Raw genomic sequence first — 14,085 nt, 5'->3', positions numbered from 1 at the left:
TTCCTCGCGTGGCCGAAAAGTGGAGTCGAATGAATCACTTGGACGTCACCCCGAATTTCAGCCGAGGGCGCGCCGAACGATGTCGCCGACGTCGGCCGAGAGCCCGGACGCGCGGGACAGCGTCCGGAGCGCGTCCTCGGCCTTCGCGCGGCGGCCCGGCTCGAGCGCCCGCCAGGTCTTGAACGCGCCGAGGAGGCGCGCCGCGACCTGCGGGTTGCGCGCGTCGAGCGCGCGGGCGGTCTCCGCCACGAAGGCGTAGCCGGCGCCGTCGGCGCGGTTGAATTGGGTGGGGTTGGCGCCGAACGCGCCGACGAGGGAGCGGACGCGGTTCGGATTGCCGAAGTCGAAATAGCGGCTACGCGTCAGTTCGCGCACCCGGTCGAGCGTGTCGGGCAGGGGCGCCGAGGCCTGGATCAGCAGCCACTTGTCCATCAGCAGCGGATCGGAGCCGTAGGACGCCGCGAAGGCGTCGAGCGCGGCGTCGCGGGCGGGCGCGGCGTGCAGGGACAGGACCTGCAGCGCCATGATGCGGTCGGTCATGTTGGTCGCGCCGTCGAACAGCGCCTTGGCGAGCGCGACGCCTTCCGCGCCGCCGTCGGCGGCGAGGTAGTCCAGCGCGCTGACCTTGAGCGCGCGGCGTCCGGCGGAGGCGGCGTCGGGGCTGTAGTGGCCAGTGTCTTGAAGGCGCGCATAGGCGGCCGCGATCTCGTCGGCGAGGCTCGCCGCGATCGCGCCCTTCAGCGCGCGGCGGGCGGCGTGGATCGCGTCCGGATCGACGTCGTCGCCGATCTCGCGGGCGACGTCGCCTTCGCTCGGCAGCGCGGCGACCTGGGCGGCGAAGGCGTGATCGGTCTCGCCGGGCGCGAAGGCGCGGCCGACGGCGTCGGCGATCCGGGGCTCCTCCGGCGTCGCGCCGCCCGTCCTCAGCGCGGCGACGCGCGCCACGAGGTTGCGCAGCGCGACCGTCTGTCCGGCCTGCCAGCGGTTGAACGGATCGGGGTCGTTCGCCGCGAGGAACAGGTAGTCGTCGTCGGTCAGGTCGGCGGACAGCTTCACCGGCGCCGAGAAGTTGCGGAACAGCGAGGCGACCGGACGCTGCTCCAGTCCCTCGAAGGTGACCCGCGTGGTCGCGGAGGTCAGCGCGACGACGGCGTCCGCCTTCCGGCCGCCGACGACGAGCGGCAGATCGCGCCCGTCGGGGCCGACCAGCCCGACGACCATGGGAATGACGGCCGGCGCCTTGGTCGGCTGGCCGGGCGTCGGCGGCACGCGCTGCGTCGCCTCGATCGTGAAGGTTTTCGTCGCGGCGTCATAGGCGGTGGTCACCTCGACCGACGGCGTGCCGGCCTGATGGTACCAGAGCATGAATTGGTCGAGATCGCGCCCGGAGACTTCCGCGAAGCAGGCCACGAATTGCTCGATCGTGCAGGCCTGGCCGTCGTGGCGGTCGAAGTAGAGGTCCATGCCGGCCTTGAACGCCTCGGGCCCGATCAGGACCTTCAGCATGCGGATGACCTCGGCGCCCTTCTCGTAGACCGTCGGCGTGTAGAAGTTGTTGATCTCGGCGTAGGCCTGCGGCCGCACGGGATGGGCGAGGGGGCCGGAGTCCTCCGCGAATTGCGCCGCCCGCAGGTTGCGGACGTCCTGGATGCGCTTCACCGGCCGCGATCGCGTGTCGGAGGTGAACTCCTGGTCGCGGAAGACGGTGAGGCCTTCCTTCAGGCAGAGCTGGAACCAGTCGCGGCAGGTGATGCGGTTGCCGGTCCAGTTGTGGAAGTATTCGTGGGCGATGATCGCCTCGATGTTGGCGTAGTCGCCGTCTGTCGCGGTCTCGGGGCTCGCCAGCACGTACTTGTCGTTGAAGACGTTGAGGCCCTTGTTCTCCATCGCGCCCATGTTGAAGTGCGAGACGGCGACGACCATGAACACGTCGAGATCGTACTCGCGTCCGAAGGCTTCCTCGTCCCAGCGCATGGAGCGCTTGATGGCGTCCATGGCGTAGGTGGCGCGGTCCTCGCGGCCGTGCTCCACGAACACCTTCAGAGCGACGTCGCGGCCGGAGGCCGTGACGAAGCGGTCCTCCACCACGCCGAGGTCGCCCGCCACCAGCGCGAACAGGTAGGACGGCTTCGGGTGCGGATCATGCCACACGGCGAAGTGGCGGCCGTCGCCGGCCTCGCCGGTTTCGGCGAGGTTGCCGTTCGACAGCAGGACCGGCGTCTCGTCCTTCGGACCTTCGACGCGGGTGGTGTAGACCGCGAGCACGTCCGGCCGGTCCAGGAAATAGGTGATGCGGCGGAAGCCCTCGGCCTCGCACTGGGTGGTGTAGGCGCCGTTGGAGCGATAGAGCCCCATGAGCCGCGTGTTGGCGGTCGGGTCGATCTCGGTGACGATGGTGAGCTCGAACGGGCGGCGCGGCGGGTTCGCGAGCGTCAGCCGCTCCGGCGAGACGTCGAGCGCATCGGCCTCGATCGCGCCGCCGTCGATCGCGGCCGAGACCAGCTTCAGGTCCTCGCCGTCGAGCACGAGCGCTGCGCGCTCGCGGCCGTCCGGATTGGGGCGGATCGACAGCCGCGCCGTCACCCGCGTCGCCGTGGGGTGCAGGTTCACGTCGAGGTCGACGGTCTCGATCAGGAAGTCCGACGGCCGATAGTCGGCGAGACGGACGATCTGGGGGTCCTCGGCGCGCATGGCACGGCTCCGTCGGCTTGGGGTGCGAACAGGGCGTCCGGTTTAGGCTTGAGCGCGGGGCGGAGGCAAGGCGGGCCTGTCGACGGCCCTGCCTCGCCGCCATCAGCGGAACGCGCTGAAACGATCACAAAACCTGTTGTTTTCGAGGAGCCGTTCGTCTTGCGCGCTCCGGTCGCCGCGCCTAGGGTCCGGCCGATCCAAAGCCTGCCGGAGCATGAACGATGGCCTTCCTCGCCGACGCCCTTTCGCGCGTTAAGCCGTCCGCGACGATCGCGGTGAGCCAGAAGGCGCGCGAGCTCAAGGCGCAGGGTCGCGACGTCATCGGCCTCGGCGCCGGCGAGCCGGATTTCGACACGCCGCAGAACATCAAGGACGCCGCGATCGACGCCATCCGCCGCGGCGAAACCAAGTATCCGCCGGTCGCGGGCATCCCGCCGCTGCGCGAGGCGATCGCGCAGAAATTCAAGCGCGAGAACGGGCTCGACTACAAGGCGTCGCAGACGCTGGTCGGCACCGGCGGCAAGCAGATCCTCTACAACGCTTTCGTCGCTACGCTGAACCCGGGCGACGAGGTCGTGATCCCCGCGCCCTACTGGGTGAGCTACCCCGAGATGGTGGCGATCAACGGCGGCACGCCCGTGCTGCTGCCGACCACGCTCGAGCAGGGCTTCAAGGTTCAGCCCGAGGCGCTGGACGCGGCGATCACGCCGAAGACCAAGTGGGTGCTGCTGAACTCGCCCTCGAACCCCTCCGGCGCCGCCTACAGCCGGGCCGAGATCAAGGCGCTGACGGACGTTCTGCTCAAGCATCCGCATGTCTGGATACTGACCGACGACATGTACGAGCATCTTGTGTTCGGCGGTTTCGAGTTCACGACGCCGGCGCAGGTCGAGCCCGCGCTCTACGAACGCACGCTGACCATGAACGGCGTGTCCAAGGCCTATTGCATGACCGGCTGGCGCATCGGCTACGCCGCGGGGCCGGACAGGCTGATCAAGGCGATGGAGATGGTGCAGGGCCAGCAGACCTCGGGCGCCTGCACCATCGCCCAGTGGGCCGCGCTCGAGGCGCTGGCCGGGCCGCAGGATTTCCTCCCCGGCTTCCGCGTCGCGTTCGAGCGGCGGCGCGACCTGGTGGTCTCCATGCTGAACCAGGCGAAGGGGCTCAACTGCCCGACGCCCGAGGGCGCGTTCTACGTCTATCCCTCCTGCGCCGAGGCGATCGGCCGGACCGCCCCGTCGGGCAAGGTCATCGAGACCGACGAGGATTTCGTCTCCGAGCTGCTCGAGGCGGAAGGCGTCGCGGTCGTGCACGGATCGGCCTTCGGACTTGGGCCGAACTTCCGCATCTCCTACGCGACCGCCGACGAGACTCTGGAAGAGGCCTGCTCGCGCATCCAGCGCTTCTGCGGATCGCTGCGCTGACGCGCAGGGCGGCGGCCGGGTTTGCGTGTTATGATGCGGCAGGGGACGAAACCTAAGCCGCGCCGGGTGCGTTTCACCGGCGCCCGCATCAAACGATCGGAGATCGTCATGTCCTTCCGGCTTAAGGCTGCGCTCCTCGCGGCCGCGATCGCTGTCCCCGGCGCTGCGCTCGCCGCCGACATGGGCCACCCCACGGTGACCGTCACCAAGAAGCGCTACGTCGAGTCCGGCGTGCAGATCGGCACCCTGACCTGCAAGTCGCCGGGCGGCATCGGCTACATCGTCGGGTCGGACAACGACCTCGCCTGCGAGTATCGCCCGGCGGGCGCGCGGCATCCCGTGGACGCCTACATGGGCCGGCTGTCGACCATCGGCGTCGATGTCGGGGCGACCGGGCCGAGCGTGCTGAAATGGGCGGTCATCGCGCGCACCGAAGACATCGGACCCGGCGATCTGGCGGGACGCTACCGCGGCGCTTCGGTCAGCGCGGCGGCGTTGGTCGGCGGCGGCGCCAACGTCCTCCTCGGCGGCTCGGGCCGCTCGATCGCGCTGCAGCCGCTGAGCTTTGAAGGCCAGACCGGCATTTCCGTCTCGGCCGGCCTGGCGTCGCTGACGCTCGATCCGGTTTGACCGCGCGCCTCGCGCGGATGTGAAGTAGGTATTGCGGCCGGGCGTAACGTCCGGCCGTTTCCGTGCGTACCTCCCATGACGAAACGGGAGCGATCCATGCTGATCAAACGCACGCCGAGCTGGGCTCTCCGCGAAAGCGAGGCGACGCCGGAGGCGGTCGCGCTCGGGCGCCGGCGCTTCGTCGGCGCCGCAGCGGCGGGCGTCGCGGCAGCGCTGGGCGCGAGCAAGGCGGAGGCGGGCTGGCTGTTCGGCTCCGACGAGCCGGCTGCGCCGCCCGAGAAGGACCCGACCGCGGGCCTCTATCCCGTCAAGCGGAACGAGGCCTACGCGCTCGACCGCCCTGTGACGCCCGAGAGCGTGAACCTCGGGTACAACAATTTCTATGAGTTCGGCACGACCAAGTACATCGCGTCCGCCGCTCAGAAGCTGCCGCTCAGGCCGTGGACGCTGCGCGTCGGCGGCCTGGTCGAGACGCCGCGCGAGGTCGGGATCGACGACCTGCTGAAAGCGCTGCCGCTGGAGGAGCGGCTCTACCGCCACCGCTGCGTCGAAGCCTGGGGCATGGCGCTGCCGTGGAGCGGCGTTCCGCTGAAGAGCTTCGTCGAATGGGCGAAGCCGCTCGGTTCGGCCAAATACGTCAAGCTCACCGCCTTCCTGAAGCCCGAGGTGGCGAGCGGCCAGCGCAGCCCGCTGTTCGAGTGGCCCTATGTGGAGGGCCTGTCCATGGCGGAGGCGACCAATGAACTCGCCTTCCTCGCCACCGGCGCCTATGGCAAGCCGCTGTCGAAGCAGATGGGCGCGCCGATCCGTCTCGTGGCGCCGTGGAAGTACGGCTTCAAATCGGTGAAGTCGATCGTGAGCGTGGACTTCGTCGAGGAGATGCCGCGTACGCTGTGGGCGGCCGCCGGTCCGTCCGAATACGGCTTCTGGGCCAATGTGAACCCGAAGGTCGACCATCCCCGCTGGAGCCAGGCGCGCGAGCGCGTCCTTGGCACGGACGAGACCCGGCCGACGTTGCTGTTCAACGGCTACGCCGAGCAGGTCGCCGGCCTCTACAAGGGGCTCGAGGGCCAGAAGCTCTATATGTGATGCGGGCGGCCGATCCGTCGCGGCCGGGCGACCTTGCGTCCTAGCGTCTCGCATCCCACAGTTCCGCCATGCGCGCATGGGTGTTGACGGACGGAAAGCCGGGCGACGAGCAGCCCTGCCTCGGGGTCGCCGAGGCGGTGGCGGACCATGTCGAGAAGCGCCGCGTCATCCCGCGCCGACCTTGGGTGTGGCTTGCGCCCTGGGGCCCGCTCGATCCCCGCGACGCGCCCGACCGCTTCGGCAGCCCGATCGCGCCGTCCGGCGAGGGCTGGCCGGACCTGGTGGTGGCGGCCGGGCGTCGTGTCGTGCCGCACCTCCGACGCATCCGCGCCGCCTCTGGCGGGCGCACGATCACGGTCTTCCTGCGCGACGCGCGGGCAGGGTCCGGTTTCGCCGACATCATCTGGGTTCCGGAGCACGACACGCTGCGCGGGCCGAACGTGATCGTCACCCCGACGAGCCCGCACCGCATCAACTCGGTCCGGCTCGCGGCCGCGCGCGCGGCGCCGCCGCTGGTCCCGGCTTCCGTCACCGGACCGCGCGTCGCCGTGCTGCTCGGCGGCGACACGCGGCACGCGCGCTTCACCGAAGAGGACATCGACCGTCTCGCGGCCGGGCTTGCGCGGCTGCGGGCGGACGGGGCGGTGCTGCTCGCCACGGCCTCGCGCCGCACGCCCGAGCGGCTGAAGCTGGCGGTTCGGGCGATCTGCCACTACGTGTGGGACGGAACGGGGGATAACCCCTACATTTCGTTGCTGGCGCAGGCCGAAGCGCTCGTCGTGACCGCGGATTCCACCAATATGGTGGGCGAGGCGGTGGCGACCGGCAGACCAGTTATGGTGTTCGAGCCCTCCGGCGGGCGGCGGAAGACGCGCGCGTTTCTGGACCGGCTGACCGCGCTCGGCGCGATCCGGCCGTTCTCCGGCAGGCTCGAGCGCTACTGCTACACGCCGATCGACTCGACGCCCGAGGTCGCCGGCGCCATCGAGGCGTTGGCCGCGACCCGCCACATCCTGCGGCGCGAAGCCGAGCGCGACGGCCCGATCGTCGCGCGTGTCACGAACGGACGAATGCGATGACGACCGAACCTTTCCGCCCCGCCGCCGCGCGCCACGAGCGCGTCGTGATCCTCGGCTCGGGCCCCGCCGGCTGGACGGCCGCGGTCTACGCCGCGCGCGCCATGCTGGAGCCGCTGGTGATCTCCGGCCTTCAGCCGGGCGGGCAGCTCACCATCACGACCGACGTCGAGAACTATCCGGGCTTCGCCGAGCCGATCCAGGGCCCGTGGCTGATGGAGCAGATGCAGACCCAGGCCGAGCGCATGGGCGCACGCACGCTTGTCGATCATGTCTCGAAGGTCGACCTGTCGCGCCGGCCGTTCGTGCTGGAGACGGAGTCGAGCGGCGTCATCACAGCGGACGCGCTGATCGTCTCGACCGGCGCGCAGGCGAAGTGGCTCGGCCTCGACAGCGAGGAGCGCTTCAAGGGTTACGGCGTGTCGGCCTGCGCCACCTGCGACGGCTTCTTCTTCCGCAACAAGGAGGTGGTCGTGGTCGGCGGCGGCAACACCGCGGTCGAGGAGGCGCTGTTCCTGACCAACTTCGCCTCCAAGGTCACGGTCGTGCATCGGCGCGAGAGCTTCCGCGCCGAGCGCATCCTGCAGGACCGGCTGTTCGCGCATCCCAAGGTCGAGATCGTCTGGAACGCGACGATCGGCGAGATCATCGGCGGGGGAACGCCGCTCAAGGTCGAGGGCGTGAAGCTGGTCGACGTCCGCACCGGCGTCCCGACCGTGCTGAAGGCCGACGGCGTGTTCATCGCGATCGGGCATGCGCCGGCGACCGAGCTGTTCCGTGGTCAGCTCGACATGAAGCCGTCCGGCTATCTCGCGGTGCGGCCGGGAACGTCGCTCACCAACGTGCCGGGCGTGTTCGCGGCCGGCGACGTCGCGGACGAGACGTACCGGCAGGCGGTGACCGCCGCCGGCATGGGCTGCATGGCGGCGCTCGACGCCGAGCGTTTCATCGCGGCCGAAGAGGCTGCGCGACACGCGGCCTGATCATCATATGGCCGACGCCGGTCCTTGTGAGGCCGGCGCGGACCGAAGGGGGAGCGACGGATGGACTGGGACAAGCTGCGCATTTTCCACGCCGCCGCCGACGCCGGCAGCTTCACGAAGGCGGGGGAGATGCTGGGGCTCAGTCAGTCCGCCGTCAGCCGTCAGGTTTCCGCGTTGGAGCACGACCTGAAGGTGCCGCTGTTCCACCGCCATGCCCGCGGCCTGATCCTGACCGAGCAGGGCGAGCTTCTGTTCCGCACCACCCAGGACGTGTTCTCGAAGCTCGAGGCGGCGCGCTCCATTCTGACCGACAGCCGCGAACGGCCGAACGGCGTGCTGAAGCTGACGACGACGGTCGGTCTCGGCGCCGGCTGGCTGACGCCGCGGCTCAAGGAGTTCATGGAACTCTATCCCGACATCCAGCTCCAGCTCATCCTCACCGACGACGAGCTCGATCTCTCGATGCGGGAGGCGGACATCGCCATCCGGCTGCGGCAGCCGACCCAGCCGGATCTGATCCAGCGCCGGCTGTTCACCGTGCATTTCCACCTGTTCGCCTCGCCTGACTACATCAAGCGCCATGGTCGGCCGGCGACGGTCGCCGAACTCGACCAGCATCGCCTGATCGAGTTCGGGGGGCCGATCCCGTCCTTCCTCCAGAGCATCAACTGGCCGCTCACGGTGGGGCGGCACCCGCGCGATCCGCGCCCGGCGGCCCTAACGATCAACAGCGTGGCCGCGATCAAGCTGGCTGTCGAAAGCGGCGTTGGGCTCGCTGTGATCCCGGACTATTTCATCGAGCAGACGTCCGAACTGGCGCGCGTGCTTCCCGACGCCGACATGCCGGCTCTCGACGCCTATTTCGTCTATCCTGAAGAGTTGAAGAACGTGGCGCGGATCAACGTGTTCCGGGACTTCGTTCTGTCGAAGGCGCAACGCTGGTCGTTTTGACGCAGGGATGAGGAGCGCCGCGGCGCATTCTGCGCGGGCCGCTGGAGCAAGTGTAAGTCCTGTATGCGTTTTATGCGCCTGCGTTGCGATCATTGGGCAGCTTAAGTCGTAGGCAAATCGCCTAATCGGACGCCATTTGCATGGCCGGCATGCTTCGGGAAGCCTTGATCCGGCGCCTCGATGTCCCCACTGTCACCCCATGCTGATTGCATCGTCACGCGGCCTCCCTGCGCGGCGTCTGCAGCCGGCTGTTCCCCTCAGAAGTGAGCGCATTCCCCGGCGCGAGCTTCGAAACTCATTAAGCCGGCCCGTCATGGCCGGCTTTTTTTTGCGCGCGGGGCCCTGCGACGTCGCTCCGCTTGAGTTCGCCCGAGGGCGCAGCTACACCGCTGATCGTGCTGCGCTGCAATAAAGGGCTCGGGGATGAGGGAGCGCTTCGACGCGATCGATCTGAAGATCCTCTCCGAGCTTCAGGCGGACGGGCGGATCACGAATGTCGAGCTCGCCCGGCGGGTGGGCATCTCGGCGCCGCCTTGCCTCAGGCGGGTGAGGGCGCTTGAGGAATCCGACGCGATCCGCGGCTATCGCGCGCTGCTCGACGAACGCAAGCTAGGCTTCGAGGTCACGGCCTTCGCCATGGTTCAGCTGGCCGGCAATTCCGAAGCCGATCTGGCCGCCTTCGAGGACAAAGTCCGGCGCTGGCCGCAGGTGCGCGAGTGCTTCATGCTCTCGGGGGAGATCGACTTCATGCTGAAGTGCGTCGCGCGCGACCTAACCAGCTTCCAGAGCTTCGTGATTGAACTCACCGGCGCTGGCAACGTCAAAACAGTGAAGACCGCGCTGGCGCTGGGCCAGATCAAGAACGAGGCGGCGGCGCCGTTCGAGATGGTGGACTGACGTCGATCTTCGCCGCTGCGGCAAGTTTTCCGGGATCGGTTCCGCTCCTTGATCGTTGTGTCTGTGAGAGCGCCTCGCGAAAGCGCGCGGCGCACACCGATCAAGGGAGATCCCGATGGCTTATGAGGCGCACAACACCCCCCCGCCCGGTGCGCGGACCGAGACGCTGGAGCCGGTGGAGGCGAAGCAGGCCACCAACAAGCCGAAGGGCATGCCGGTGGTGCTGATCGCCAGCATCACGGCGGCGGTGGTCGCCATGGCCGTGGTTCTCTTCGGCTACGTCTGAGCCGGCCAGCAGCGTCAAATATCAAAACGGCCGCCCAAAGGGCGNCCGTTGTCGTTTGTGGAGACATGGGGCGCCGAAGCGGCGTCCGCGCCGTCCTCCTCAGACGAAGCGGATCTTGAGCACTTCGTAGCTCTTGCCGCCGCCCGGGGTGACGACTTCGACGGCGTCTCCGACTTTCTTGCCGACGAGCGCGCGCGCGATGGGCGAGCCGATCGACACGCGCCCGGCCTTCACGTCCGATTCCGGCTCGCCGACGATCTGGTAGACCTTCTCCTCGTCGGTGTCCTCGTCCACCAGCGTGACGGTGGCGCCAAAGGTGATGGTGTCGCCCTTGAGCTTGGAGACGTCGATGATCTCGGCGCGCGCGATGGTGCTCTCGAGCTCGGCGATGCGGCCCTCGTTCAGGCTCTGCTGCTCCTTGGCGGCGTGATATTCCGCGTTCTCGGACAGGTCGCCGTGGGACCGGGCCTCGGCGATCGCGGCGATGATGCGCGGACGCTCGCCGGAGGCGCGATGCTTGAGCTCCGCCTCCAGCGCGACGAGGCCGGCGGCGGTCATCGGGATCTTGTCCATTTCAGTCTCTCTTGCATAACCGCTTACAGCCCCGGGACGGATTCGCCTCGGGGAGCGGCTGACGGTTGGCCGGGAGAGCGCCGCTGAAGCGGTTCGGTCCCGGACGCTGACGAACGGCGGCCGGGTCGGCCGCCTCAGGCGAAATAGGATTGCAGCGCGCGGACTTCGAGGTCTCCGCCGAGATAGGCCTTGATCCCCTGCGCCGCGGCTACAGCGCCTGCGAGGGTCGTATAGTACGGCACTTTGTGCAAGAGGGCCGCACGGCGGAGCGAGCGGCTGTCGCTCAGGGCCTGGGCGCCGTCCGTGGTGTTGAACACGAGCTGGACGCCGCCGTTCTTGATCGCGTCGACCACGTGCGGCCGCCCTTCCAGCACCTTGTTGATCTTCTGCGCGTCGATGCCGTGGGCGGCCAGATGCCGCTGGGTGCCCGAGGTGGCGATGATCTTGAAGCCAAGGTCCGCCAGCATGCGCACGGGCGCCAGGATGCGGTCCTTGTCCGCCTCCTTCACCGACACGAACACCACGCCCGAGCGCGGCACGCGGGTGCCGCCGCCGAGCTGGCTCTTGGCGAAGGCGACGCCGTAGTCGACGTCGAGGCCCATCACCTCGCCGGTGGAGCGCATCTCGGGCCCGAGCACGGTGTCGACGCCGGGGAAGCGCGCGAAGGGGAACACCGCCTCCTTCACCGCGATGTGGCCGAGCGGCTCGGACGTCAGCCCGAACGAGGCGAGCGGCTCGCCCGCCATCACCCGCGAGGCGATCTTGGCGAAGGGCTCGCCCACCACCTTGGCGACGAAGGGCACCGTGCGCGAGGCGCGGGGATTGACCTCGAGCACGTAGATGACGTCGTCCTTGATCGCGTACTGTACGTTCATCAGGCCGCCGACCTCGAGCGCCAGCGCCATGGCGCGGGTCTGCTCCTCGAGCCGCCGGATGATCTCGGGCGACAGCGAATGGGGCGGCAGCGAGCAGGCCGAATCGCCGGAGTGGATGCCGGCTTCCTCGATGTGCTCCATGATTCCGCAGATGAAGACGTCCTTGCGGTCGCACAGCGCGTCGACGTCCACCTCGATCGCGTCGGAGAGGTAGCGGTCGAACAGCAGCGGGTTGCGCGACAGCACGGTGTTGATCTGCCCGGTCTTGTCGTTGGGGTAGCGCTGCTTGACGTCCTCCGGCACGAGGTCGGGAAGGGTGCCGAGCAGATAGTCCGAGAACATCCTCTCGTCGTGCAGGATCGCCATGGCGCGGCCGCCGAGCACGTAGGACGGGCGGACCACCAGCGGGAAGCCAAGGCCTTCGGCAACGACCCGCGACTGCTCGACCGAATAGGCGATGCCGTTCTTGGGCTGCACCAGCTTGAGCTTGTCGAGCAGACGCTTGAAGCGGTCGCGGTCCTCGGCGAGGTCGATCGCGTCTGGCGTCGTGCCGAGGATAGGCACGCCGGCCGCCTCAAGCGCGTTGGCGAGCTTCAGCGGCGTCTGGCCGCCGAACTGCACGATCACGCCGTGCAGCGTGCCGTTCGACGTCTCGGTCTCGATGATCTCCAGCACGTCCTCGGCGGTCAGCGGCTCGAAATAGAGCCGGTCCGAGGTGTCGTAGTCGGTCGACACCGTCTCCGGGTTGCAGTTGACCATGATGGTCTCATAGCCGGCCTCCGACAGCGCGAAGCAGGCGTGGCAGCAGCAGTAGTCGAACTCGATGCCCTGACCGATGCGGTTCGGGCCGCCGCCGAGGATGACGACCTTCTTCCGGTCGGACGGGCGCGCCTCGTCCTGCGGCTCGCCGCCGGCGAAGGCGGGCGCATAGGTCGAGTACATGTAGGCGGTCGGGGAGGCGAACTCGGCGGCACAGGTGTCGATGCGCTTGTAGACCGGGCGCACGCCGAGCGAGCGGCGCCGCGCGGCGACCTGCTCGGCCGAGAGGCCGGCGAGCGTCGCAAGCCGGGCGTCGGAGAAGCCCTGCGCCTTCAGCTTGCGGAACGCCTTCTCGGACGTCGGCAGGCCGTGACGGCGGACCTTCTCCTCGGTCGCCACCAGCCCTTCGAGTTGCCGCAGGAACCACGGGTCGATCTTGCAGGCGTCGTGGATCTCCTCGACGGTGAAGCCGAGCCGAAGCGCCTGCGCGCATTTGACGAAGCGGTCCGGCGTCGGGCGGCCGAGCGCGGCGCGGATGGCGTTCTTGTCGTCGCCCTGTCCGAGGCCGTCGATCTCGATCTCGTCGAGGCCGGTCAGGCCCGTCTCGAGCGAGCGTAGCGCCTTCTGCAGGCTCTCGGGGAAGGTGCGCCCGATGGCCATGGCCTCGCCGACCGACTTCATCGAGGTCGTCAGCGTCGGCTCGGCGCCCGGGAACTTCTCGAAGGCGAAGCGCGGGATCTTGGTGACGACGTAGTCGATCGTCGGCTCGAACGACGCCGGGGTCGCGCCGCCGGTGATGTCGTTCTCGATCTCGTCCAGCGTGTAGCCGACGGCGAGCTTGGCCGCGACCTTGGCGATCGGGAAACCCGTCGCCTTGGAGGCGAGCGCCGAAGAGCGCGACACGCGCGGGTTCATCTCGATCACGATCATGCGGCCGGTGGCCGGGTCGATCGCGAACTGGACGTTGGAGCCGCCGGTCTCGACGCCGATCTCGCGCAGGGTCGCGAGCGAGGCGTCGCGCATGCGCTGGTATTCCTTGTCGGTCAGCGTCAGCGCCGGGGCCACGGTGATCGAGTCGCCGGTGTGGATGCCCATCGGATCGATGTTCTCGATGGAGCAGACGATGATGCAGTTGTCCGCCTTGTCGCGGACGACCTCCATCTCGTACTCCTTCCAGCCGAGCACGCTCTCCTCGATCAGCACCTCGTCGGTCGGCGAGGCGTCGACGCCGCGCTCCACGATCTCGAGGAACTCCTCGCGGTTGTAGGCGATGCCGCCGCCGGTGCCGCCCATGGTGAAGCTCGGACGGATGATGGCCGGCAAGCCGATCTCCTCCAGGGCTACGAGCGCCTCGGACAGGTTGTGCGCCAGCCGGGAGCGGGGCGTCTCCAGCCCGATCTTGGTCATGGCCTCGCGGAACAGCTCCCGGTCTTCGGCCTTGTCGATCGCCTCGGCCGTGGCGCCGATCATCTCGACGTCGTGCTTCTCCAGCGCGCCCATCTTCTTCAGCGACAGCGCGCAGTTGAGCGCGGTCTGGCCGCCCATGGTCGGCAGCAGGGCGAAGCCGCCCGGAACGACGTGGCGCTCCTTGGCGATGATCTTCTCGACGATCTCGGGCGTGATCGGCTCGATGTAGGTGGCGTCCGCCATGTCCGGATCGGTCATGATGGTGGCGGGGTTCGAGTTGACCAGGACGATCCGGTAGCCCTCCTCCCGCAGGGCCTTGCAGGCCTGGGTGCCGGAGTAGTCGAACTCGCAGGCCTGCCCGATGACGATCGGTCCCGCTCCGATGATGAGGATCGTCGCGATGTCGGTGCGTTTGGGCATGTGAACCTGTCTCGGCGTCGTCTG

Annotated in this window: 11 protein-coding genes; 8 read left to right on the top strand and 3 right to left on the bottom strand. The window is 68.7% G+C overall.

Annotated elements, in window-relative coordinates; translation table 11 throughout:
* Nucleotides 1–57: 57 nt before the first annotated feature.
* Complete coding sequence (gene pepN, locus ACFSCV_RS04080) at nucleotides 58–2,691, bottom strand: aminopeptidase N (RefSeq protein ID WP_378797248.1); 2,634 nt, start codon at nucleotides 2,689–2,691, stop codon at nucleotides 58–60.
* A gap of 221 nt (nucleotides 2,692–2,912) precedes the next feature.
* On the opposite strand from pepN, the gene ACFSCV_RS04075 reads away from it, so the two are divergent.
* The 8 genes from ACFSCV_RS04075 (at nucleotide 2,913) to ACFSCV_RS04040 (ending at nucleotide 10,027) form a co-directional block, all read left to right on the top strand.
* Nucleotides 2,913–4,115: a pyridoxal phosphate-dependent aminotransferase gene (locus ACFSCV_RS04075; protein ID WP_378797246.1), complete on the top strand. Its 1,203-nt coding sequence runs from the start codon at nucleotides 2,913–2,915 to the stop codon at nucleotides 4,113–4,115.
* A gap of 108 nt (nucleotides 4,116–4,223) precedes the next feature.
* On the top strand, nucleotides 4,224–4,745 hold the full coding sequence (locus tag ACFSCV_RS04070; RefSeq protein ID WP_378797244.1) for a DUF992 domain-containing protein: 522 nt from the start codon (nucleotides 4,224–4,226) through the stop codon (nucleotides 4,743–4,745).
* Nucleotides 4,746–4,841: 96 nt separating this feature from the next.
* Nucleotides 4,842–5,834, top strand: a complete 993-nt coding sequence (gene msrP, locus ACFSCV_RS04065; protein ID WP_378797242.1) for a protein-methionine-sulfoxide reductase catalytic subunit MsrP — start codon at nucleotides 4,842–4,844, stop codon at nucleotides 5,832–5,834.
* Between the two features lie 80 nt (nucleotides 5,835–5,914).
* On the top strand, nucleotides 5,915–6,913 hold the full coding sequence (locus ACFSCV_RS04060; protein ID WP_378797240.1) for a mitochondrial fission ELM1 family protein: 999 nt from the start codon (nucleotides 5,915–5,917) through the stop codon (nucleotides 6,911–6,913).
* The gene (trxB, locus tag ACFSCV_RS04055; RefSeq protein WP_378797238.1) at nucleotides 6,910–7,893 is read left to right on the top strand and encodes a thioredoxin-disulfide reductase; all 984 of its coding nucleotides are present in this window, start codon (nucleotides 6,910–6,912) and stop codon (nucleotides 7,891–7,893) included. The genes ACFSCV_RS04060 and trxB overlap by 4 nt, the downstream gene beginning before the upstream one ends.
* Before the next feature lie 60 nt (nucleotides 7,894–7,953).
* Complete coding sequence (locus ACFSCV_RS04050; RefSeq protein WP_378797236.1) at nucleotides 7,954–8,844, top strand: LysR family transcriptional regulator; 891 nt, start codon at nucleotides 7,954–7,956, stop codon at nucleotides 8,842–8,844.
* 423 nt (nucleotides 8,845–9,267) lie between these two features.
* Nucleotides 9,268–9,741, top strand: coding sequence for an Lrp/AsnC family transcriptional regulator (locus ACFSCV_RS04045; protein ID WP_378797234.1), 474 nt, complete (start codon nucleotides 9,268–9,270; stop codon nucleotides 9,739–9,741).
* Between the two features lie 115 nt (nucleotides 9,742–9,856).
* Complete coding sequence (locus tag ACFSCV_RS04040; RefSeq protein WP_378797232.1) at nucleotides 9,857–10,027, top strand: hypothetical protein; 171 nt, start codon at nucleotides 9,857–9,859, stop codon at nucleotides 10,025–10,027.
* Nucleotides 10,028–10,126: 99 nt separating this feature from the next.
* Here the strand turns inward: ACFSCV_RS04040 and greA are convergent, their stop codons facing one another.
* Nucleotides 10,127–10,600 (bottom strand): transcription elongation factor GreA, encoded by a 474-nt coding sequence (greA, locus tag ACFSCV_RS04035; protein ID WP_271201861.1) that lies wholly within the window; start codon nucleotides 10,598–10,600, stop codon nucleotides 10,127–10,129.
* Nucleotides 10,601–10,734: 134 nt separating this feature from the next.
* The gene (carB, locus tag ACFSCV_RS04030) at nucleotides 10,735–14,061 is read right to left on the bottom strand and encodes a carbamoyl-phosphate synthase large subunit (protein ID WP_378797230.1); all 3,327 of its coding nucleotides are present in this window, start codon (nucleotides 14,059–14,061) and stop codon (nucleotides 10,735–10,737) included.
* Between the last annotated feature and the right edge of the window lie 24 nt (nucleotides 14,062–14,085).

Source organism: Methylopila henanensis (assembly GCF_042681025.1).
Taxonomy (GTDB): Bacteria; Pseudomonadota; Alphaproteobacteria; order Rhizobiales; family Methylopilaceae; genus Methylopila; species Methylopila henanensis.
The sequence above is the reverse complement of the archived record's forward strand: the minus strand, read 5'-3'. Positions and strand labels throughout refer to the sequence as shown.